This window comes from Amycolatopsis sp. M39, from assembly GCF_001651785.1.
Classification (GTDB): domain Bacteria; phylum Actinomycetota; class Actinomycetes; order Mycobacteriales; family Pseudonocardiaceae; genus Amycolatopsis; species Amycolatopsis rubida.
Genome location: NZ_LWSF01000001.1, coordinates 641,847 through 663,186 on the forward strand (window position 1 = coordinate 641,847; position 21,340 = coordinate 663,186).

The following is a 21,340-nucleotide window of genomic DNA, read 5'->3' on the forward strand; positions in this document are numbered from 1 at the left end:
GGTTCTCTGTTCAACACTGTTCTGGTCGCCAACCGCGGGGAGATCGCGGTTCGCGTAATCCGGTCGCTGCGTGCGCTCGGGATCCGTTCGGTGGCGGTGTACAGCGACGCGGACGCCGACGCCCGGCATGTCCGCGAGGCTGACACCGCGGTGCGCCTCGGCCCGGCCGAAGCGGCGAAGAGCTACCTGTCGATCCCGGCGATCGTCGCCGCGGCAACGGAAACCGGTGCGCAAGCGGTGCACCCGGGTTATGGCTTCCTCGCCGAGAACACCGCGTTCGCGCGGGCTTGCGCGGAGGCCGGACTGGTGTTCATCGGTCCGCCGCCGGAAGCGATCGACAAGATGGGCGACAAGATCCGGGCGAAGGCCACGGTGTCCGCGGCCGGGGTCCCGGTGGTGCCCGGTGCGTCCGATGTGGACATCCCGGAGGGCGGGTTCGCCGAAGCCGCGGCGAAAGTCGGCTATCCGCTGCTGCTGAAGCCGTCCGCGGGCGGTGGCGGCAAGGGAATGCGCCTGGTGCACGAAGAGTCCGAACTGGACGCTGCGATCGAGTCCGCGCGCCGGGAAGCGAAGAGTTCGTTCGGGGACGACACACTGTTGATGGAGCGGTTCGTCACCACGCCGCGGCACATCGAGATCCAGGTGCTGGCCGACACCCACAGCACCGTGCTGCACCTCGGCGAACGCGAGTGCAGCCTGCAGCGGCGGCACCAGAAGATCATCGAGGAAGCGCCGTCGGTGCTGCTGGACGAGGCCACCCGGGCGAAGATGGGCGCGGCGGCCGCGGAAGCCGCGCGGTCGGTCGGCTACGTCGGCGCGGGCACGGTCGAGTTCATCATGTCCGCGCACAATCCGGACGAGTTCTTCTTCATGGAGATGAACACCCGGCTGCAGGTCGAGCACCCGGTCACGGAAATGGTGACCGGCCTCGACCTGGTGTCCTGGCAGGTTCGGGTGGCGGCCGGGGAGCCACTCGGCTTGACGCAGGACGACGTGCGCCTCGACGGGCACGCGGTCGAAGCCCGCGTCTACGCCGAGGACCCGGCACGCGGATTCATCCCGACCGGCGGCACGGTGCTGGCCGTGCACGAACCGTCCGGCGACGGCGTGCGGGTGGACTCGTGGATGTCGGCCGGTGCGGTGGTCGGGTCGAACTACGACCCGATGCTGGCGAAGATCATCGCGCACGGCCCGGACCGCGCCTCGGCGCTGCAGAAACTGGACCGCGCGCTGGCCGACACCGCGTTGCTCGGCCTCGGCACGAACATCGCGTTCCTGCGCGGGTTGCTGGCTGACGAGGACGTTCGCGCCGGACGGCTGGACACCGAACTGGTGGACCGGCGACTGTCCGAACTGATCTCTTCGGAAGTCCCGGCTGGGTTTTTCGTCGCCGCGGCCATGGACCGGCTGCTCTCGCTGCAGCCGACCGGCGCGGTCGTGGACCCGTGGGACATCCCGAGCGGATGGCGGCTCAGCGGCCCCGGCGGGATCACTTTCCGCTTGCGGACTGGGGAAAGCCAGGCCGTGGTGCGGGTCGAGGGCACTCCGTCGGACGCTTCGGTGCGGGTGGACGACGCCGAGCCAGTGCGCGTTTCGGCTCGCCGCGAAGGCGATCTGCTTGAAGTGCGCCGGGCGAATGGCATGGAGCGGTACCGCTGCGCGGACGGTCCACAACGGACGGTGTGGCTGGCCCGCGAAGGCCGGTCGTTCGCGTTCGCCGACCAGGAATTCACGTTGTCCTCGCGCGGCGAGGCGGCGGGCGCCGGCCCGGTGAAGAGCCCGATGCCGGGAACGGTGCTGGTGGTGAAGGGCGCCGAAGGCGACGTGGTGAGCGCGGGGACGCCGCTGCTGGTCGTCGAGGCGATGAAGATGGAGCACACCGTGACCGCGCCGATCGACGGCGTGGTGACTGAGCTTTCGGTGCGGGTCGGCCAGCAGGTCGCGCTCGACGAGACGCTGGCCGTGGTGAGCGCGGCGGAGGAGAAGCAGTGATCGACTTCCGGCTGGACGACGAGTACGAAGCGCTTCGCAAGACGGTCGAGGACTTCGCTCAGGCGGAGGTCGCGCCGGTGATCGGCCCGCTGTACGAGAAGGAAGAATTCCCGTACGAGCTGGTCGCGAAAATGGGCGAGATGGGCCTGTTCGGCCTGCCGTTCCCGGAGGAATTCGGCGGCATGGGCGGGGATTACTTCGCGCTGTGCCTCGCGCTGGAGGAGCTGGCGCGGGTCGATTCCTCGGTCGCGATCACGCTGGAGGCGGGGGTTTCGCTCGGCGCGATGCCCATTTACCGCTTCGGCACCCAGGAGCAGAAGGAAACCTGGCTGCCGATGCTGACCACGGCCGAGGCGCTCGGCGGATTCGGCCTCACCGAACCCGGCGGCGGCTCCGACGCCGGGGCCACCCGCACGCGCGCCCGGCTCGACGGCGACGAGTGGGTCATCAACGGCAGCAAGGCGTTCATCACCAACTCCGGCACCGACATCACGAAACTGGTCACCGTCACCGCGGTCACCGACGTGATGGAGAACGGCCGCAAGGAGATCTCGGCGATCATCGTCCCGTCCGGCACGCCGGGCTTCGCGGTGGCCCCGAAGTACTCGAAGGTCGGCTGGAACTGCTCGGACACCCACGAACTGTCCTTTTCCGACGTCCGGGTGCCCGCCGAGAACCTGGTCGGCAAGCGGGGCCGCGGCTACGCGCAGTTCCTGTCCATTTTGGACGAGGGACGGGTGGCGATCGCCGCGCTGAGCGTCGGTCTCGCGCAGGGCTGCGTGGACGAATGCCTGAAGTACGCGAAGGACCGCGTCGCGTTCGGCCACCGGATCGGCGAGTACCAGGCGATCCAGTTCAAGATCGCGGAGATGGAGGTCCGCGCGCACACCGCCCGGCTGGCGTACTACCAGGCGGCGTCGAAAATGCTGCGCGGCGAACCGTTCAAGAAGGAAGCGTCGATCGCGAAACTGGTGGCGTCGGACGCAGCGATGGACAACGCCCGCGACGCGACGCAGATCTACGGCGGATACGGCTTCATGAACGAATTCCCGGTCAGCCGTTTCTACCGCGACGCGAAGATCCTGGAAATCGGCGAGGGAACCAGCGAGGTCCAGAAGATGCTGATCGCGCGCCACCTCGGGGTCGGCGCCTGAGACCCAGGCACCGCCAGGGCGTCCGGGCCGAGTCGCGTACGTGCACACTGGCCGCACCGGAGGACTGCGTGCACGGTTGTCGCGGTGTCTGCTGCGGAGAAATCCCTATTGTGGGCATATGGAGTTCACTATCCGGCCTGGGGTCGCCGGAGACGCAGACGTTGTACTGGGGTTTTTCGACGACGCCGTCGCCTGGCTGGTCGCTCGCGGCAGCGCGGGTCAATGGGGCACCGAACCGTGGAGCAAGATCCCGACGCGGGCCGAGCGAGTGCGCGAGTACGCGGCGGACCCCGAGTTCCGGATGGCGGAGATCGACGGAAAGCCCGCGGGCGCGTTGATCCTCGGCCAAGCCATGCCCTACGTCCCGCCGGTCGACGAGCCCGAGTTGTACGTGCGGCTGTTGATCACCTCGCGCCAGTTCACCGGGCAACGGGTCGGCTCGCGGCTGCTGCGGCATTCGATGGACGAGGCGAAACGCCGCGGGATCGACCTGGTGCGCGTCGACTGCTGGGCGGGCGGCGATGGCGATCTGCCGCGCTACTACCAGAGCCAGGGCTTCACGCCGGCCGAGCAGTTCACCGTCGACGGCTGGCTCGGGCAGGTCCTTGAGCAACGGGTTGGGGGATAGCGGCCCGGACTGGTCCGGAGGACGATATTGGCCAAGTGTCAATAGACCGAGGAGTCCGCCATGGCGAGGCAGTCGCTCTCCGGAAAGGTCGTTGTCGTCACGGGCGGCGCGCAGGGCATCGGGGCGGCCACCGCCGCCGCGCTGCACCGGCGCGGCTCCCGGCTGGTGCTGGGTGACCTCGACCGGGTCCGCGCCGGGAAAACCGCTGGTGAGCTGGTCCCGGAGGTGGTCGCGTCGCCGCTGGACGTCACCGACCCGGCCGCCTTCACCGCGTTCCTGGACGACGTCGAACGCACCGTCGGGCCGATCGACGTGCTGATCAACAACGCCGGGATCATGCCGCTTTCGCCGCTGGACGAGGAGGACGACGCGGCCACGCGGCGGCTGCTGGAGATCAATGTGCACGCGGTCGTGCACGGCACGCGCGAGGCCGTCAAGCGGATGAAGCCGCGCGGCCGTGGACACATCGTGAACGTGGCGTCGATGGCTGGAAAGTCCGGATTCTCCGGAGCGGCCACGTACTGCGCTACGAAACACGCAGTGGTCGGGCTGTCCGAGGCGGTGCGGCTGGAGCTGCGCGGCACCGGTGTCGAGGTGTCCTGCGTGATGCCCGCGGTGGTGCGCACGGAACTCGCGTCGGGGCTGGGCGAGGCGCGGTTCATCAAGTCGGTGGGGCCCGACGACGTCGCGGCGGCGATCGTCGACGCGCTGGAGCGGCCGAAGTTCGACGTCTTCGTCCCGAAATCGCTCGATCTGACCGGCCGGATCACGCGGCTGTTCCCGCGCGCGTTCGGGGAATGGCTGATGCGCGCTCTCGGGGGCGACCAGCTGCTCGCGTCGGCCGCGCATTCGCCCGAGCGCGCCGAATACGAGGGCCGGGCCGCCCGGAGCGCGCCGTCGGCCGTCCCGCCTGGTGGGAGCGGCTGAGGCGCACGTGCGCTTGCCGGGTGCTTGCGGGAGTGGCGTGTTGATGCCGCGCCCGCGCGCACGGCAAGATGCCCGGCAGACGACGAGTTCCAGGAGGCGCTGAATGGTTTCCCCACCGGCCCGGTTGGCTGCCGCGGCGGCCAATGTCGTGGGCAAGGTTTTTCAGGGTGGGGTCGCCGATCTGCGGCCGATGCCGAGGGTGCTGATCGACCAGGGGCCGAACCGGTCGGTGTACCGGATGACGCACGGCGCGGCCGAGACCTCGGGCCCGCCGGTGCTGCTGGTGCCGCCGCTGGCCGCGCCCGCGCTGTGCTTCGACCTGCGCCGCGGCTGCAGCCTCATCGAGCACCTGGTCGAGCGCGGACGCCCGACCTACCTGGTGGATTACGGCATGGTCGCCTTCTCCGACCGCCGCCTCGGCATCGAGCACTGGATCGACGAGGTGCTGCCGAGGGCGATCCGGAAGGTCAGCGAGGACGCCGGCGGACAGGGCGTGCACCTGGTGTCGTGGTCGCTCGGCGGGATCTTCTCCATGCTGGTCAGCGCGGACCAGCCGGACCTGCCGATCGAATCGATCACCGCGGTCGGCTCGCCGGTCGATTTCACCGCGATCCCGATCGTCGCGCCGTTCCGTCCGCTCGTGGACCTGACCGGCGGGCATCTGCTCACGCCGGTGTACCGGGTGTTCGGCGGCGCACCGTCCTATGTGGTCACCCGGGTGTTCCGCGCCACCGGGATCTCCAAGGAGATCACGAAACCGCTGGCGATCCTGAAAAACCTCGACGACCGCGACTACCTCGCGCAGATCGAGGCCGTGGACCACTTCATGGGCAACATGTACGCCTACCCCGGGCGGACCTTCGGCCAGCTGTACCACCGTCTGTTCCGCACCAACGACCTAGCCGAGGGCACTGTCGACCTGAACGGGCGCAAGATCAGCCTGTCCGACGTGAAGACGCCGATGCTCGTGGTGGCGGGCGAAAACGACACCATCGCGCCGCGGGCGTCGGTGGAACGTGTGGTCGCGCTGCTGGAGAACGCGCCGGAGGTCCGGTTCCGCACCGCGCCCGGCGGGCACCTCGGCGTGCTCACCGGACGCCGGGCCCGGGGCACGACCTGGCGGTACCTGGACGAGTTCCTGGACGAACGGATCAGCTGACCGACGGCTGCGGCGGGAAGAACCAGGTCCGCACGTCGCGGGTGCGCACCGCGAGCCCGGCGAAAATCAGCGGCAGCAGCGGCCCGATCGCGCTCAGCGCGACCTGGATCCACCTGAAGATGCGGGCCTGTTCGAGGTCGGCCGGTGCCACCGGAGCGGTCAGGTCGAGCGGCTCAGGCCGGTTCCGCGGATTTCCGCGCGGCGGAGAGCAATCCGATGTCCGCGCGAAGCCGGGAAAAACCGGCGGTACCGTGTGCCGGTGATCGGTGCATATGTGACCTCCCTCGGCAGCAGTTCCGAGATCAAGATCGGCCCGCTCCCGGACCCGGTGCCCGGCCCGCGCGAGGTGCTGGTGAAAGTCTCCGCGGTGGCGGTGAACCACGTCGACACCTTCGTCCGTTCCGGCGCGTACGCCACCGACGTTTCGTTTCCGTTCGTCATCGGCCGGGATCTGGTGGGCACCGTCGTCTCCTCGCCGGTCAACCGCTTCGCCCCCGGCGACCGAGTGTGGTGCAACAGCCTCGGCTACGACGGACGGCAGGGTTCCTTCGCCGAGTACTGCGCGGTCCCCGAGGACCGGCTGTATGCGTTGCCGGACGGGGTTTCTGACGACGCGGTCGCCGTCCTGCACTCCGCCGCCACGGCGTATCTCGGTCTCTTCGAGCACGCCGACGCCGGCTACGGCGAGACGATCGCGGTGCTCGGCGCGGGCGGCGGCGTCGGCAGCGCGGTCGTCCAACTTGCTTCGACCGCCGGCCTGCGCGTCATCGCCACCGCCCGCGCCGACGACGCGGAGTGGTGCTGGGAATGCGGTGCCGAAGAGGTTTTCGACTACACCGATCCCGACCTCTACGACAAACTCCCCGCAGTGGATCTGTTGTGGGACAACGCGGGCCGCCACGACCTGATCTCGGCAGTGCCGCTGTTGTCCCGAGGCGGACGCATCGTGGCGATGGCCGGACTGCGGGAGACGCCGACGCTGCCGATCGGCGAGTTGTACACCCGGGATGCCAGCATCCGCGGTTTCGCCCTCAGCAACGCCGGTGTCACCGCGCTGGGTTCCGCGGCTCGCGTCATCAACCAGGGCCTGTCCACCGGCATCCTGCGTCCCCGGATCGGTACCCGCCTGACTCTGTCGTCGGCCGCCGAAGCGCACCGATTGCTGGAGTCAGGCGAGGCGCGCGGCCGGATCGTGCTGGAGGTTTAAGCCGCGCAGAAAACGTCCGCCGCGGGCCGCTTTCCGGTGGTGAGGAACTCGTTCACCGCGTTGTTCCCGCACTTGTTGGCCGCGAATACGTAAGCCCCGTGTCCGCCTTGGTCGACGGTCACCATCCGCGCCCGGTCACCGAACGCCGCGCGCAGCTTGCGTGCGTTGACCAGCGGCGTGCCCGGGTCGCGCGTGTTCTGCACCATCAGCACATTCGACGGCCCGCGGTCGCTGATCCGCACCTTCTGCTCGACCGGCGCGGCCCAGTACGCACACGCCGCGATGTTCGCCTCGCCCGCCCCGATCAGCGGATACCGGACGCGGTCGAGCGCCACGTTCACCTGGTAGGCTCCGATCGATTTCGGCCAGTTCGAATCGCCGCAGATCACCGCGAACCGGGAGGCGAACATGTTCTCGCTCGCCGCCGGTCCTTCTTGGGCCGGTTCCTTGCCCTGGTCAAGGTCGTGCATCATCGCGGCCAGCGTCGTGAACTGAGAGTCGCTGTAGGTCAACGAAAACGCCGCCCCGCGCAGGATCCCGCCGGTGATCCCGGCGACCGGATGCCGGTCCAGCCGCGCGACCAGGTCGTAGAACTTCGCCGTCGCCTGCGCTGGCGTGCTGCCGAGACCGTACTGCGGATTCGCCGCGGCGTACTTCGCGAAATCGGGGAAGCGATCCTCGATTCCCCGGCCGAAGCCGTGCATCGCGTCGATGTCGTAACCGCCCGGTCCGAGGTTGCTGTCGAGCACGATCCGGTCGCTGCGCCGCGGGTACATCGTGGTGTACACCGCGCCGAGGTAGGTCCCGTACGACGCGCCCAGGTAGGAGATCTTCTGCTCGCCCAACGCCTCGCGGATCCGGTCCATGTCGCGCGCGGTGTTCGCCGTGGTGGTGTAGGGCAGCATCCAGCCGGTTTTGGCGTCAGCGCACTGTTTGGCCTCCGCCTTCGCCACGGCTGCCTGCTTCACGACGTCTTGCGGTCCGTTGGCGTACGGCAAGTTCCCGATCGCCATCTGTTCCGGCGTGAGATCGCAGGTAACCGGCGCACTGTGCCCGACCCCGCGCGGATCGAAGCCGATGAGGTCGTAGCTGTCGAGCACGTCCTTCGGCATCGGCGACGGAATCCCCGGCACCTGAAGCGACAGGACGCCGGGATAGCTCAGCCCTTCGCCGCCCGGACCGCCTGGGTTGAGCAACAGCACCCCGCGCTTCTTCGCCGGATTCTTGCTGGGCAGGCGGGAGATCGCGAGATCGATCTTGCGCCCGTCCGGATCCTGGTAGTTCACTGGCACCTTGAGTGTCGTGCATTGCAGCCCCGGAGCTGGATGCGCGTCGGCCGGGCACGCTCCCCACTCGATCGCTGTGGATGCTGACGCCGCCGGTGCCGTAGTCGCCGCGATCGCGGCGACGGTGGCGAGCAACAGGACTTTCCGCATTGGATCCCCTTTCCTCCTCCCGATTTCATCGGAATCCGGGGCCAGCGGCCAGTGCCGCCGCGTCATCGCTCCGCCGTGACATTCCGGCCGGAAGGCAATGACGCGGTGTCACTGGCGTAAGCAATTGCCAACAGGTACAAGCGCCCGTGACAAACCAATCGCCGCGATGCGCGAGGTGCGAGATGCGACCGAAGACCTGCCCGGAATGCCTGGGCTCCGGCATGGACCGAGACCGGAAGATCTGCCCGAAGTGCGGCGGGCTGGGAGAGATCTACGAGTTCAGCGTGAGAACCACTTTGCCCTGCAGGTGACCGCCGTCGAGCAGGCGATGCGCGTCGGCGACGCGCTCGAACGGGAACGTCTCCTGCACGTGGACGCGGAGCTTGCCCTGGTCCACGAGTGCGACGAGGTTGCGCAGACCGACCGGATCCGGGTCGACCGCGATGCCGCTGAAGCGCATGCCCGCCGCCTCGAACCTCCCGATCAGCTCTGTGTCCTCCTCGGCGACCGCCGTCACCAGATGCCCTCCTGGGCGGAGCACTCCGAGCGACCGCTCGACGGTGTCGCCGCCGAGGGTGTCGAGTACAACGTCGATGTCGCGGACCACCTCGGCGAAGTCGACCTTCGTGTAGTCGATGACTTCATCGGCACCGAGCCCCTCGACGAACTCGCGCTTGCTCTCGCTGGCCGTCGTAAGCACCTGCGCGCCAAGGGCTTTCGCGATCTGGATCGCGACGTGCCCGACCCCGCCGCCACCGCCGTGGACCAGAACGCGATCGCCCGCCGCCACGCCGCCGAGGTCGACCAGGCCCTGCCACGCCGTCAGCCCGACGACCGGCAACGCCGCGGCCTCGACGTGCGAAAGCTCCTTCGGCTTGCCGACGAGATGCAAGGCCGGAGCAGCCACCGCCTCGGCGTACGCGTTGGCCGCACGGGGAAACAACGGCATCCCGAACACTTCGTCACCAGGCCGGAACCGCCAGGTCAACGCCTCTTCGACCACGCCGCTGAGGTCCCAGCCGAGGACGAACGGCGGCTGGCCGAGCAACGGGAACTCGCCGTCGCGCAGCCGCGCCTCCAACGGATTGAGCCCGATCGCCTTGACGCGCACGAGGACTTCGGTCGGCAAGGCCCGGGGTTCGGGCGCGTCCGCGACCGTGAGCACTTCGGGGCCGCCGAGCTTCTGCTGGGTGATGACTCGCATGACTCTCCTGGTTTCTGGAGGGATACGAGAACCAGGCTAGGATTGCGATAGGTACCTGCGGGTACCTTGGCCGCCATGAGCGGTTCCCGCGGCATCTTCCTCGCCGACTGCCCGGCGCGGCTGGCAGTAGAGCTGATCGCCGACAAGTGGACCGTGGTCGTGCTCGCGGGCCTCAGCGAGGGCCCGGTCCGCCACGGCGACCTGGTCGAGCTGATCGGCGGCATCTCCCGAAAGATGCTCACCCAGACCCTGCGCCGGCTCGAAGCGCACGGGCTCGTTCGCCGCCAGGCGTATGCGGAGGCACCGCCGCGGGTCGAGTACGAACTGACGCCGCTGGGAGCGACGCTGATCGAGCCGATCCATACCCTGACGGAGTGGGCCCGGGCGAATGGGGACGCGGTTCTGGATGCGCTGGACGCTGCGCACGGCTGAGCGCTGAGTGTCTGGACACGAGAAAGCCGCCCGGTCGAAACGCCCGAGCGGCTTCCCCTTGCCGCATAACTACTTCAACTGCGCCGAAGTCTTCCCCAGCACCCGCCGAGCCACGATCAACTGCTGAATCTGCTGCGTACCCTCGAAGATGTCCAGGATCTTGGCATCCCGGGACCACTTCTCCAGCAGCGATTCCTCCGTGTACCCGTACGACCCGGCGAGTTCAACACACTTCAGCGTCACCTCGACCACCGTCCGCCCCGCCTTGGCCTTGGCCATCGAAGCCTGCAGCGAGTTCGGCTGACGGTTGTCCGCCATCCAAGCCGACTCCAGCGTCAGCAGATACGCGGCCTCGTAATCCGCCTCCAACTGCAGGAACGTCGCCGCCGCGGCGTGCTGGGTCAACGCCGGACGGTCGTAGTCGATGCCGACGCCGGCTTCGGTCAGGATGCGGCGGGTTTCGTCCAGTGCCGCGCGGGCGACGCCGATCGCCATCGCGGCTACCAGCGGGCGGGTGTTGTCGAAGGTCTGCATGACCCCGGCGAACCCCTTGGCCGTGTCGATTTCCGGCGTGCCCAGGAGGTTTTCGCGCGGAACGCGGCAGTTCTCGAAGCGCAGCACGGCGGTGTCGGACGCGCGGATGCCCAGTTTGTGTTCCACGCGCACGACCTCGAAACCGGGCGTGCCCTTCTCCACCACGAACGACTTGATCGCGGCGCGGCCCTTCGTGCGGTCCAGCGTCGCCCAGACCACGACGGCGTCGGCGCGCTGGCCGGAGGTCACGAAGATCTTTTCGCCGTTCAGGATGTAGTCGTCGCCGTCCTGGGTGGCCGTGGTGGTGATGGCGGCCGAGTCCGAACCGCAGCCGGGTTCGGTGATCGCCATCGCGGCCCACAGGCCCTTGAAGCGCTCAAGCTGCTCGTCGGTCGCCACGGAGCCGATCGCGGCGTTGCCGAGGCCCTGGCGCGGCATGGACAGCAGCAGGCCGACGTCGCCCCAGCACATTTCGATCGTGCCGAGCACCACGTTCAGGTTGGCGCCGTTGCGGTTTCCCTTGGGGCCGTCGTCCTTTCCGGACCGGCGCACCCCGGCCGCGCCCGCGCCGCCTTCGCCGGAGGAGTTCAGGCCGTCCAGCAGCGCGGCGAACATGTCCAATTCGGACGGATAGGTGTGCTCGGCGCGGTCGTACTTGCGCGAGATCGGCCGGAACACCTCGGCCGCGGCCTGGTACGCCTGGTTGATCAGGGCGCCGGCTTTCTTCGGGGTTTCCAGGTTGATCATGAGGGGGGTGCCTTTCGGAGGGGGTCGTGAGTGGCGATGCCGGTGAGAACCGGGATGAACACTCACGAGTCAGAGGAGGACGGCGCCTTCCAGCACGCCGATCGCCCGCAGGTCGCGGTACCAGCGCTCCACCGGGTGCTCCTTCACGAACCCGTGCCCGCCCAGCAGTTGCACGCCGGCGTTGCCGATCTGCATGCCCTTGTCCGTCGCGAGCTTGCGGGCGAGCGCCGCTTCCCGCGCGTATTCCTTGCCCTGTTCGGCCCGGGCGGCCGCGCGCAGCGTGACCAGGCGCAGGCCCTCCAGCTCGATCGCGATGTCCGCCACCGAGAACGCGACCGCCTGCCGGTGGCTGATCGGTTCGCCGAACGCGGTGCGCTCGTTCACGTAAGGCACCACGTAGTCCAGCACGGCCTTGCCGACACCGGCGGCGAGCGCCGCCCAGCCGAGCCGGGAAAGCCGGACCACCTCGGTGAACACGTCCGCCTTGCCGCCGCCGAGCAGCGCGCCCGCGGGCAGCGAAACCTTCTCCAGGTGCAGTTTCCCGGTGGCCGCGCCGCGCAGCCCCATCGCGGGCTCGGACTCGATCGTCACGCCCGCGCTGGACGATTCGACCAGGAACAGCGCCGGTCCGCGGCCTTCCAGATCGGCCGAGACAATGAACAGCTCGGCCTCCGCCGCACGCGGGACGAGCGACTTCACGCCGTCGAGCTGATAGCCCTTCGGGGTGCGCTTCGCCTTGGTGGCGGGCTTGAACGGGTCGAACAACGGCGTCCGCTCCAGCAGCGCGAGCGCCGCGGCGGGCACCTGCTCGCCGGTGAACGCGGGCACGTAGTCGGCTTGCTGCTGCTCGTCGCCCCACGCGACCAGTGCGGTGCTCACCGCGGACGGGGCCAGCACGGCCACCGCCAGTCCGAGGTCGCCGTGCGCGAGCGCCTCCGCGACCAGCGCGTTCGTCACGACCGAACGCTCAGTTCCCGCGCCGCCCAGCTCTTCTGGAATACCGATGAGGCTGACGCCCAGTTCGGCCGCGCGGCTGAGCAGGCCCTCCGGCGCGGCGAGCTTCTCGTCGGCGTCCGCGGCCGCCGGACGCAGCTGTTCGGCGGCGAACTCGCTGACCGTCTCGACGATGAGCTTCTGGTCCTCGTCCGGCGTCAGGTCGAACAGCCCGCGGTCGTCCGGCTTCGCCAGCCGCGCCGGTTTGCCCAGCCGCTGGACCGAGGTGAACGACCTGGTCGCCGCCCCCGCCGCGCGGAAGCCGCCGCGGGTTCCTGTCTTGACCAGGTTCTGCACCGGCCCGCGCAGCCCGACCCGGTCGATCGCCTTGCTCCCGGCCAACCGGGTGAGCGCGGCCAGGCCGAGGCCCATCGCGTCTCGTTTCCTTGGCGCAGCCATGCAGCATCTCCCTCGCGTTACCTACTCACGAGTAGGTTAGCGTGGCGATCCGGAATCCGCCAGTGCGGCCCGGCTCACCCGGCGACCGGCCGGCCGGGTGAGCGACGTGCGTTCGAACGCGATGAGCAGCGGGACCGAGGCCGTGACGACCAGCGGCGAGGCCGCGGGCACGTAGCTGCACCAGCACCACCGCGGCACCAGCAGTCCCTCGCCGACGCCACATGCCCGCGTGACCCGACGAAGCTGGATATTCCCAAACCTCAGCCGAGCCCGAGAACCGCGTGCAGCACCGTCGTCAGCTCCGTCTGCAGATGCGGCCTGCTCTTGATCCGCCCAGTCCGGCTGAGATCGTTCGCGATGGTCAGCGCGGCGTGCACCCGGATCTTCGCCTCGCGTGCCGGAAGCTCCGGAAACACCGTGCACAGCAAGGAAACCCACTGATCGACGTAGTCGCGCTGAACCCGGCGCAGATCGGCTTTGTCCCGCTGCGGCATGGTCGCGCGGTCCGCGGTGAAGGACACCAGCAATTCCGGCGTGCGCAGCAGAATATGCACGTACGACGCGGCGAGCCTGCCCAGTGCGGACCGTTCGTCCGGGGCTTGCAGCGCCTGTTCGGCCGCCAGCGCGAGCCGATCGGCGGCGCGGTGTCCGATCGCGACCATCAGCGCGGCCTTGCTGGGGAAGTGCCGGTACACGCTGGGCCCGGCGATGCCCGCCGCCGCGCCGATGTCTTCCATGCTCACCGTGTGGAAGCCGCGTTCGGCGAAGAGCCCGGTCGCGGCGGTCAGCACCTGCTCGCGCCGGGACGGCGTGCCGAGGCTGCTCGCGACCGGCGGCGCGGGCTCGTCCGGGGCCGGCAGTGAGACGTCGAGCACAGTCTGAGCCAGTTCGGCCAGCAGCGGCACGAAGCGTTTGCGCGCCACCGACGTGTGGTGCACCGCGACGCTCCCGAACACCGACAGCGCGGCCCAACACAGCAGCTCGGCCTCGTCCGCGGACAGTTCCGGACGCAGCGTGAGCAGAGCTTTCGTCCACGCGCCGAGCACCGCGCCGGACCGGCGGCGGATCTCCCGGCGCTGCTCGCGCGGCAGATGCGGACCTTCCCAGCGCCACAGCGCGGCGATCTCCCGGCGTTCGACCGCCTGCGTCGCGAGGCCGGTGAGCAGGGCGTCCAGCTGGGAAAGCGGCGGCGCGGAATCGGCGAGCGCGGCCGCGGTGGCCGACTCCATGTCGTCGATCCCGGCGAGCACGACGTAGGCGAGGATCGCCTGCTTGTCGGCGAAATGCCGGTACAGCGCGGGTCCGGTCACGCCCGCCGCGGCGGCGATGTCGATGACCGCGACGCCGTGGAACCCCCGCGCGCGAAACAGCTCGGCCGCGACGGCGGCGAGCTGGGCCTTGCGGTCGCGAGGCCGCGTGCCGCGAGCGGGAGACGTACTCATGGTGAACTGACCATAGCGCCTATCGAAACTACGGCAACCCATTGACACCATGGGGTTCATCGGGCTTATGTTAATGGCGATTAGCACCTACTGGCCGGTATAGTCGGCGGCGAGATACACCGCAGTGTCCAACCATGCCGCTTCGCGGAGGAGTGTTCAGTGAGTAGCGAGGCCTACATCTACGAGGCGTTGCGCACGCCCCGGGGCAAGAACAAGGGCGGTGCCCTGCACGGCACCAAGCCGGTCGACTTGGTGGTCGGCCTCATTCAGGAGCTGAAGGTCCGCCACCCGAACCTCGATCCGCAGGCGATCGACGACATCGTGCTCGGCGTCGTGTCCCCGGTGGGCGAGCAGGGCGCGGACATCGCGCGCACCGCCGCGCTCGTCGCGGGCCTGCCGCAGACGGTCGCGGGCGTGCAGCTCAACCGGTTCTGCGCGTCCGGGCTCGAAGCCACGAACGTCGCGGCGCAGAAGGTCCGCTCCGGCTGGGACCAGCTGGTCATCGCGGGCGGCGTGGAGTCGATGTCGCGCGTGCCGATGGGTTCCGACGGCGGCGCGCTGTTCATGGACCCGGCCACGGCCTACGACCACTACATCGCCCCGCAGGGCATCGGCGCGGATCTGATCGCGACGATGGAGGGCTTCTCCCGCGAGGACGTTGACGCCTTCGCGGTCCGTTCACAGGAGAAGGCCGAGGCGGCCTGGTCCGGCGGCTACTTCGCCAAGTCCGTGGTGCCGGTGAAGGACATGAACGGCGTCACGATCCTCGACCACGACGAACACCGCCGTCCGGGGTCCACTGTGGAGGGTCTGGCGAAGCTCAAGCCCGCCTTCACCACGATCGGCGAGATGGGCGGCTTCGACGCCGTCGCGCTCCAGAAGTACCACCAGGTCGAGAAGATCGACCACGTGCACACCGGCGGCAACTCCTCCGGCATCGTCGACGGCTCGGCCATCGTCCTGGTCGGCAGCGAGGAAGCGGGCAAGCGGGCCGGTCTCACGCCGCGGGCGCGCATCGTCGCCACCGCCTCGATCGGCTCCGAGCCGACGATCATGCTGACCGGTCCGACGCCCGCCACCGAAAAGGTGCTGAAGACCGCGGGCCTGACCCCGGACGACATCGACCTGTGGGAGCTCAACGAGGCGTTCGCGTCCGTCGTGCTCAAGTGGCAGAAGGACTTCGACCTGCCGGACGAGAAGATCAACGTCAACGGCGGCGCCATCGCCATGGGCCACCCGCTCGGCGCGACCGGCGCGATGCTGGTCGGCACCGTGGTCGACGAGCTGGAACGCCGCGAGGCGCGCCGGGCCCTGGTGACCCTGTGCATCGGCGGCGGCATGGGCGTCGCGACCATCATCGAGCGGGTGTGAGGACCGACATGACCGAGAGCAAGACCATCCGCTGGGACAAGGATTCCGACGGCATCGTCACGCTGACGCTGGACGACCCGGACCAGTCGGCCAACACGATGAACCAGGCCTTCCGCGAGTCGCTCGCCGCGACCGTGGACCGGCTCGAAGCGGAGAAGGACGACATCGCCGGTGTCGTGCTCACCTCGGCGAAGAAGACCTTCTTCGCCGGCGGCGACCTGCGCGACCTGATCCAGGCGCAGCCGGAGCACGCGGCCGAGATCACCGCGTCCAGCACCGCGATGAAAGGCCAGATGCGCCGGCTCGAACAACTCGGCAAGCCGGTCGTCGCGGCCATCAACGGCGCGGCGCTCGGCGGCGGCCTCGAAATCGCGCTGGCGACGCACCACCGCATCGCGGCCGACGTCAAGGGCAGCCAGATCGGCCTGCCCGAGGTCACCCTGGGCCTGCTGCCCGGCGGTGGCGGCGTGGTCCGCACCGTGCGGCTGCTCGGCATCCAGAGCGCGCTGCTGAACGTCCTGCTGCAGGGCCAGCGGCTCAAGCCGCGCAAGGCGCTGGAGCTGGGCCTGGTGCACGAGGTCGTGGACACCGTCGACGAGCTGGTGCCCGCCGCGAAGGCGTGGATCAAGGCCAACCCCGAGGGCGGCGTGCAGCCGTGGGACGTCAAGGGCTACAAGATCCCGGGCGGCACCCCGTCGAACCCGAGTTTCGCGGCGAACCTGCCCGCGTTCCCGGCGAACCTGCGCAAGCAGCTCAAGGGCGCGCCGATGCCCGCGCCGCGCGCGATCCTCGCCGCCGCGATCGAGGGTTCGCAGGTCGACTTCGACACCGCGATCACCGTCGAGACGCGCTACTTCGTGAGCCTGGCCACCGGGCAGGTCTCGAAGAACATGACCAAGGCGTTCTTCTTCGACCTGCAGACGATCAACTCCGGCGGTTCGCGGCCGGACGGGTTCGAGAAGTTCACCGCCAAGAAGGTCGGCGTGCTCGGCGCCGGGATGATGGGCGCCGCGATCGCCTACGTCTCGGCGAAGGCGGGCATCGACGTGGTCCTCAAGGACGTCTCGCAGGAGGCAGCTGACAAGGGCAAGGGCTACGCGGTCAAGCTTGAGGAGAAGGCGCTCTCGCGCGGCAAGACCACGCAGGAGAAGTCGGACGCGCTGCTGGCGCGGATCAAGCCCACCGCCGACCCGGCCGACTTCGCGGGCGTCGACTTCGTCATCGAGGCCGTGTTCGAGAGCGTCGAGCTGAAGCACAAGGTGTTCGGCGAGATCGAGAGCATCGTCAACGCGGACGCGGTGCTGGGTTCCAACACCTCGACGCTGCCGATCACCACCCTTGCCGAGGGCGTGCAGCGCACCGAGGACTTCATCGGGATCCACTTCTTCTCGCCGGTGGACAAGATGCCGCTGGTCGAGATCATCTGCGGCGAGAAGACGTCGCCCGCCACGCTGGCGAAGGTCTTCGACTACACGTTGCAGATCCGCAAGACTCCGATCGTCGTCAACGACAGCCGCGGCTTCTTCACCTCGCGGGTCATCGGCACCTTCATCAACGAGGCCGTGGCCGCGCTGGGCGAGGGCGTCGAACCGGCGTCGATCGAGCAGGCGGGTTCGCAGGCCGGTTACCCGGCGCCGCCGCTGCAGCTGATGGACGAGCTGACCCTGACGCTGCCGCGCAAGATCCGCGCGGAAACCCGCGCCGCGATCGAGGCCGCGGGCGGCACCTGGAACGCGCACGCGTCCGAGGCCGTCATCGACACGATGCTCGACAAGTACGACCGCAAGGGCCGCAGCAGCGGGGCTGGCTTCTACGAGTACGACGAGAACGGCAAGCGCACCGGTCTGTGGCCGGGCCTGCGCGAGGCGTTCAACTCGGGTTCGGCGGACGTGCCGTTCGAGGACCTCAAGGAGCGCATGCTCTTCGCCGAGGCGCTGGAAACGGTGAAGTGCTTCGACGAGGGCGTCCTGACCTCGATCGCGGACGCCAACATCGGGTCCATCTTCGGCATCGGCTTCCCGCCCTGGACCGGTGGCGTGATCCAGTACATCAACCAGTACGAGGGCGGCCTGCAGGGCTTCGTGGACCGGTCCCGCGAGCTGGCGGCGCGGTACGGCAGCCACTTCGAGCCGCCGCAGTCGCTGGTGGAGAAGGCCGCCAAGGGCGAGATCTACGAGTAGAGCTCGGTCTTGCGGTGACGGGGCCGCTTCGGGGGATTCCCCCGGGGCGGCCCCGTTTCGCGGAGGTGACGATGACGGAACAGCAGCTGCCGGTCTTGGACGAACATCGGATCGTCGTGCACGCGGACGCCGAGACAACCTGGCGTGCGGTCAACCAGGTCGCCGAACATTTCTCCGGCCGGCTCGCCACCGCCTACGCCTGGGCGGTCCGCTGCGCTGACTGGAAAGCAACCGGCCCCCGCCCCCTCGCGGAGGGCTCCACCGTCCCCGGCTTCCGGGTCGCGGTCGCCGAACGGCCGCACCGGCTCGTGCTCGCCGGGCGGCATCTGTTCTCCGAATACCGCCTCACGTTCCGGCTCGAATCCGTTTCCGAAGAACAGACCGTGGTCCGCGCCGAGAGCCGGGCCCGGTTTCCCGGCGTGGCTGGGGCGGGCTACCGCTTGCTCGTCGTCGGGAGCGGGGGCCACGTCTTCGGAATGCGGAGGCTGCTGGGGACGATCGCGAGACTCGCGAACGGCTGAATCCGTGCCGTCGCGCGCCGTGATCCGGCGGATGGCGCAGTCAGGGCGGGCGTTCGGCCCGAATTCTCCCGGAAGTCACCGATCGCGGTTAAAGTCGCGTCATGCGCCGTAGTGCCACGGTGGTTCTCGCCACCGTTCTGCTGACCTCCGCCTTGGTGCCGACAACGTTGTCATCGGCCAGTCCGCTCGATCCCGCCGCCTCCGTCGACCCGTTGATCGGCTCCAAGGGCGACGGCAACACCTATCCGGGCGCGACGGCCCCGTTCGGCATGCTGGCCTGGAGTCCGACGAGCACCCGCGGCGACCAGACCAGCACCGGCGCGGCCAACGGCTACCAGTACGACACCACACGGCTGCGCGGGTTCAGTCTCACGCACGTCAACGGCGCGGGCTGCAATCCAGGCGCGGCGGGTGACGTGCCAATCATGCCGTTCACCGGGAACGTCACGTCATCGCCGACCGCGGACACCAAAGACGCGATGTATGCCAGCGACTTCAGTCACGCGGACGAGAAAGCGACCCCGGGCCGGTACCGGCTCGGCCTCGCGAACGGCGTGACCACGGACTTCGCCGCGACCGAGCGCACAGCGGCCGGGCGGGTGGAGTTCCCCGCGGGCTCCCCGGCGAACCTGCTGTTCCGCACGTCGAATTCGCTCAACGGCAGCGAGGACGCGGAGACGCACATCGATCCGGCGCGCCGGCAGGTCACTGGCTCGGTGCTCACCGGCGCGTTCTGCGGCCGCCGCGCCAACGGCGGCGTGAACAACCGCAAGACCTACTACCGGCTGTACTTCACCGCGCAGTTCGACCAGCCGTTCACCAGCACCGGCACCTGGCGCGACAGCACGCTGCAGCCGGGCGGCCGGGACCAGACCGGCGGCGAGGGCTACGCGACCGGCAAGGACCGCGCCGGCCGCGGTTCCGGCGGCTGGGTCGGGTTCGCGCCGGGCAGCCGGGTCGCCATGCGGATCTCGATCTCCTACGTGTCGCTCGCCGGGGCCGAACGGAACCTGCGCGCGGAGCAGCCGCCGTGGTCCACTGTGGACTCGGTGGCCGCGGCGGCTCGCCGGGAATGGAACACCAGGCTGGGCCGGGTGCGGATCGGCGGCGGAACTCCCGCGCAGCGCACCGTGTTCTACACCGCGCTGTACCACTCGCTGCAGCAGCCGAACCTGGTCAGCGACGTCGACGGCCACTACCTCGGGATGGACCGCGAACCGCACCGGCTCGAACGCGGCCAGGACGCGCAGTACAGCAACTTCTCCGGCTGGGACCAGTATCGCGCGCAGATTCAGCTGCTGGCTTTGCTTGAGCCGCGCGTCGCCGGGAACTTCGCGCAGTCATTGTTCAACTATGCCAAGCAAAACGACGGCGTCTGGGACCGCTGGGTCCACGTGAACGGCGCGACCCACGTGATGACCGGGGACCCGGCCGCCGCCACGCTCGCGACCTTCTACGCCATGGGCGTGCGCAACTTCGACTACCGCGGCGCCTTCGATTCGTTGTACGCCCAGGCCACCGTGCCGCGGCCGGAAGGCTTGCAGGACGCGGGTTGTCCGGGGCAATGCGTCGGCCAGCGACCGAATCTCGCGCAATATCTCCAATCGCACTACGCGGCCAACGACGTGTGCCATTGCTGGGGCGGCGGCGCGGAAACGCTGGAAGACTCGATCGCGGACTTCGCGCTCGGGCAGTGGGCCGCGCAGCTGGGGCGGAAGAAGGAAGCCGCTGAGCTTTCCGCGCGCGGCGAATACTGGCGCAACGTCTTCAACCCCGCGACCGGGTACCCGCAGGCCCGAAATCTGGACGGCTCCTGGGCGACGCCGTTCGACCCGGCCAGCGACCGCGGCTTCGCGCAGGGCAGCGCCGCCGCGTATGCGTGGCTGGTACCGCAAGACGTCACCGGCCTCGCAGATGCCATGGGCGGCAAGGAAACCGCGGCGAAGCGGCTGGACGGGTTCTTCCATGACGCGGCCGGGAACTGGCAGTTGCGCGGCGGCGGTCCGTTGAAGTACGACCCGACGAACGAGCCGGACATCCACGCGCCATGGCTGTACAACGAGCTGGGCCGTCCGTGGCAGACGCAGGAAACCGTGCGGCAGATCGTGGACACGGTCTACACCACCGGTCCGTCGGGCCTGCCGGGCAACGACGATCTCGGCACCATGTCGGCCTGGTACGTCTTCGGCGCGCTCGGCATTTACCCGCGTACGCCGGGGTCGGGCGAGATGCTGCTGTCGAGCCCCCTGTTCCCGCACGCGGAGGTGCGCTCCGGCAGCGGCGCGGTACTGACGATCACCGGGCTGGGTTCCGGGAAGTACGTGCGGTCGGCCTGGCGCGACGGCAAGCCGCAGCGGGACTGGAAGGCGCCCGCTTCGCTGACCCGGTACGGCGGGCGGCTCGATTTCGTGCTCTCTCCGTCACCGACCGAGTGGGCTTCGCAACCGCTGTAACAGTTTTCCGCGGATTCTCGACCTCCTCGCATTGGCTCTAGAGGAGGAACCGCATGCTGCGGAAACTGGGGATGGCGTTGGCCGCGGGCGTTCTGGTCGCCGGATGCGGTGCGGTACCGACCGGGACCGCACCGTCGGCGGTCACGAGCGAGTACTCGCCGACGACGACCTACAGCACGCCGGAAACGTCGGCGACTTCAACCACGCCGACTTCAACGGCACCGTCCACGTCGGTCGCACCACCGGTCACCACGCCTCCGGTGGTCCCGCCCACCACGGTCGCCAAGCCGAAAACGACACCGAAGGCCCAGGCCGCACCGCGGGTCGCCCCGGCCCAGCAGCCGCCGGTGCGGAAACCAGCGGAGTGCGGCTCCGACTACTACCGCAACTCCTCGGGAAACTGCGTCCACCGCCCGGACTCGAACCCCTCCGGCGCGACCGCCCAGTGCAAGGACGGCAGCTACAGCTACAGCCAGCACCGTTCCGGCACCTGCTCCGGTCACGGCGGTGTCAAACAGTGGCTCTGACCCCAGCGAGCACTGGGCCAGACGGAGCAGCCCG

General features: G+C 69.2%; 19 protein-coding genes. 12 read left to right on the top strand and 7 right to left on the bottom strand.

Annotated features, from left to right (window positions below):
- Nucleotides 1-6 precede the first annotated feature (6 nt).
- The 5 genes from A4R44_RS03025 to A4R44_RS03045 all read left to right on the top strand — a co-directional run bounded on the left by A4R44_RS03025 (nt 7) and on the right by A4R44_RS03045 (nt 5,860).
- Entirely contained in the window at nt 7-1,992 is a 1,986-nt protein-coding gene (locus tag A4R44_RS03025) for an acetyl-CoA carboxylase biotin carboxylase subunit (RefSeq protein ID WP_067576584.1), read from the top strand.
- A complete protein-coding gene (locus tag A4R44_RS03030) occupies nt 1,989-3,146 on the top strand; it encodes an acyl-CoA dehydrogenase family protein (RefSeq protein ID WP_067576149.1) in 1,158 nt (385 codons plus the stop codon). The genes A4R44_RS03025 and A4R44_RS03030 overlap by 4 nt, the downstream gene beginning before the upstream one ends.
- A 118-nt stretch (nt 3,147-3,264) precedes the next feature.
- Entirely contained in the window at nt 3,265-3,774 is a 510-nt protein-coding gene (locus A4R44_RS03035; protein WP_067576151.1) for a GNAT family N-acetyltransferase, read from the top strand.
- A 60-nt stretch (nt 3,775-3,834) separates the two neighbouring features.
- The gene (locus A4R44_RS03040) at nt 3,835-4,701 is read left to right on the top strand and encodes an SDR family oxidoreductase (RefSeq protein ID WP_067576153.1); all 867 of its coding nucleotides are present in this window, start codon (nt 3,835-3,837) and stop codon (nt 4,699-4,701) included.
- Between the two features lie 103 nt (nt 4,702-4,804).
- The gene (locus tag A4R44_RS03045) at nt 4,805-5,860 is read left to right on the top strand and encodes an alpha/beta fold hydrolase (RefSeq protein WP_067576155.1); all 1,056 of its coding nucleotides are present in this window, start codon (nt 4,805-4,807) and stop codon (nt 5,858-5,860) included.
- Here A4R44_RS03045 and A4R44_RS47725 read toward each other — a convergent pair.
- Nucleotides 5,853-6,011, bottom strand: coding sequence for a hypothetical protein (locus tag A4R44_RS47725; RefSeq protein ID WP_157904809.1), 159 nt, complete (start codon nt 6,009-6,011; stop codon nt 5,853-5,855). The two genes, A4R44_RS03045 and A4R44_RS47725, sit on opposite strands and share 8 nt — an antisense overlap.
- Before the next feature lie 108 nt (nt 6,012-6,119).
- Here A4R44_RS47725 and A4R44_RS03050 point away from each other — a divergent pair, with 108 nt between their 5' ends.
- Nucleotides 6,120-7,067 (top strand): NADPH:quinone reductase, encoded by a 948-nt coding sequence (locus tag A4R44_RS03050; RefSeq protein WP_067576586.1) that lies wholly within the window; start codon nt 6,120-6,122, stop codon nt 7,065-7,067.
- On the opposite strand, the gene A4R44_RS03055 is transcribed toward A4R44_RS03050, so the two are convergent.
- Nucleotides 7,064-8,503: an alpha/beta hydrolase gene (locus A4R44_RS03055; RefSeq protein WP_067576157.1), complete on the bottom strand. Its 1,440-nt coding sequence runs from the start codon at nt 8,501-8,503 to the stop codon at nt 7,064-7,066. The two genes, A4R44_RS03050 and A4R44_RS03055, sit on opposite strands and share 4 nt — an antisense overlap.
- Before the next feature lie 271 nt (nt 8,504-8,774).
- Nucleotides 8,775-9,707, bottom strand: a complete 933-nt coding sequence (locus tag A4R44_RS03060) for an NADP-dependent oxidoreductase (RefSeq protein ID WP_067576159.1) — start codon at nt 9,705-9,707, stop codon at nt 8,775-8,777.
- A 75-nt stretch (nt 9,708-9,782) separates the two neighbouring features.
- Here A4R44_RS03060 and A4R44_RS03065 point away from each other — a divergent pair, with 75 nt between their 5' ends.
- Nucleotides 9,783-10,139 carry a helix-turn-helix domain-containing protein gene (locus A4R44_RS03065; RefSeq protein ID WP_067576161.1) on the top strand — a complete coding sequence of 119 codons (357 nt, stop codon included), beginning with the start codon at nt 9,783-9,785 and terminating at the stop codon, nt 10,137-10,139.
- Nucleotides 10,140-10,208: 69 nt separating this feature from the next.
- On the opposite strand, the gene A4R44_RS03070 is transcribed toward A4R44_RS03065, so the two are convergent.
- The 4 genes from A4R44_RS03070 to A4R44_RS03080 all read right to left on the bottom strand — a co-directional run bounded on the left by A4R44_RS03070 (nt 10,209) and on the right by A4R44_RS03080 (nt 14,254).
- Nucleotides 10,209-11,420 (bottom strand): acyl-CoA dehydrogenase family protein, encoded by a 1,212-nt coding sequence (locus A4R44_RS03070; protein ID WP_067576163.1) that lies wholly within the window; start codon nt 11,418-11,420, stop codon nt 10,209-10,211.
- 69 nt (nt 11,421-11,489) lie between these two features.
- Nucleotides 11,490-12,785 (bottom strand): acyl-CoA dehydrogenase family protein, encoded by a 1,296-nt coding sequence (locus A4R44_RS03075; protein WP_067576164.1) that lies wholly within the window; start codon nt 12,783-12,785, stop codon nt 11,490-11,492.
- Between the two features lie 63 nt (nt 12,786-12,848).
- A complete protein-coding gene (locus tag A4R44_RS47730; RefSeq protein ID WP_157904810.1) occupies nt 12,849-13,010 on the bottom strand; it encodes a hypothetical protein in 162 nt (53 codons plus the stop codon).
- Between the two features lie 62 nt (nt 13,011-13,072).
- Nucleotides 13,073-14,254, bottom strand: coding sequence for a TetR/AcrR family transcriptional regulator (locus tag A4R44_RS03080; RefSeq protein WP_067576166.1), 1,182 nt, complete (start codon nt 14,252-14,254; stop codon nt 13,073-13,075).
- 159 nt (nt 14,255-14,413) lie between these two features.
- Between A4R44_RS03080 and A4R44_RS03085 the strand changes: the two genes are divergently transcribed.
- From A4R44_RS03085 to A4R44_RS03105, 5 genes are all read left to right on the top strand, one after another.
- Nucleotides 14,414-15,625: an acetyl-CoA C-acetyltransferase gene (locus tag A4R44_RS03085; RefSeq protein WP_067576168.1), complete on the top strand. Its 1,212-nt coding sequence runs from the start codon at nt 14,414-14,416 to the stop codon at nt 15,623-15,625.
- 8 nt (nt 15,626-15,633) lie between these two features.
- On the top strand, nt 15,634-17,805 hold the full coding sequence (locus A4R44_RS03090) for a 3-hydroxyacyl-CoA dehydrogenase NAD-binding domain-containing protein (RefSeq protein ID WP_067576170.1): 2,172 nt from the start codon (nt 15,634-15,636) through the stop codon (nt 17,803-17,805).
- Nucleotides 17,806-17,876: 71 nt separating this feature from the next.
- Nucleotides 17,877-18,326, top strand: coding sequence for a hypothetical protein (locus A4R44_RS03095; protein ID WP_067576172.1), 450 nt, complete (start codon nt 17,877-17,879; stop codon nt 18,324-18,326).
- Between the two features lie 101 nt (nt 18,327-18,427).
- On the top strand, nt 18,428-20,779 hold the full coding sequence (locus A4R44_RS03100; RefSeq protein WP_067576174.1) for a GH92 family glycosyl hydrolase: 2,352 nt from the start codon (nt 18,428-18,430) through the stop codon (nt 20,777-20,779).
- 53 nt (nt 20,780-20,832) lie between these two features.
- Nucleotides 20,833-21,306: a DUF3761 domain-containing protein gene (locus A4R44_RS03105; RefSeq protein ID WP_067576176.1), complete on the top strand. Its 474-nt coding sequence runs from the start codon at nt 20,833-20,835 to the stop codon at nt 21,304-21,306.
- Nucleotides 21,307-21,340: the final 34 nt, after the last annotated feature.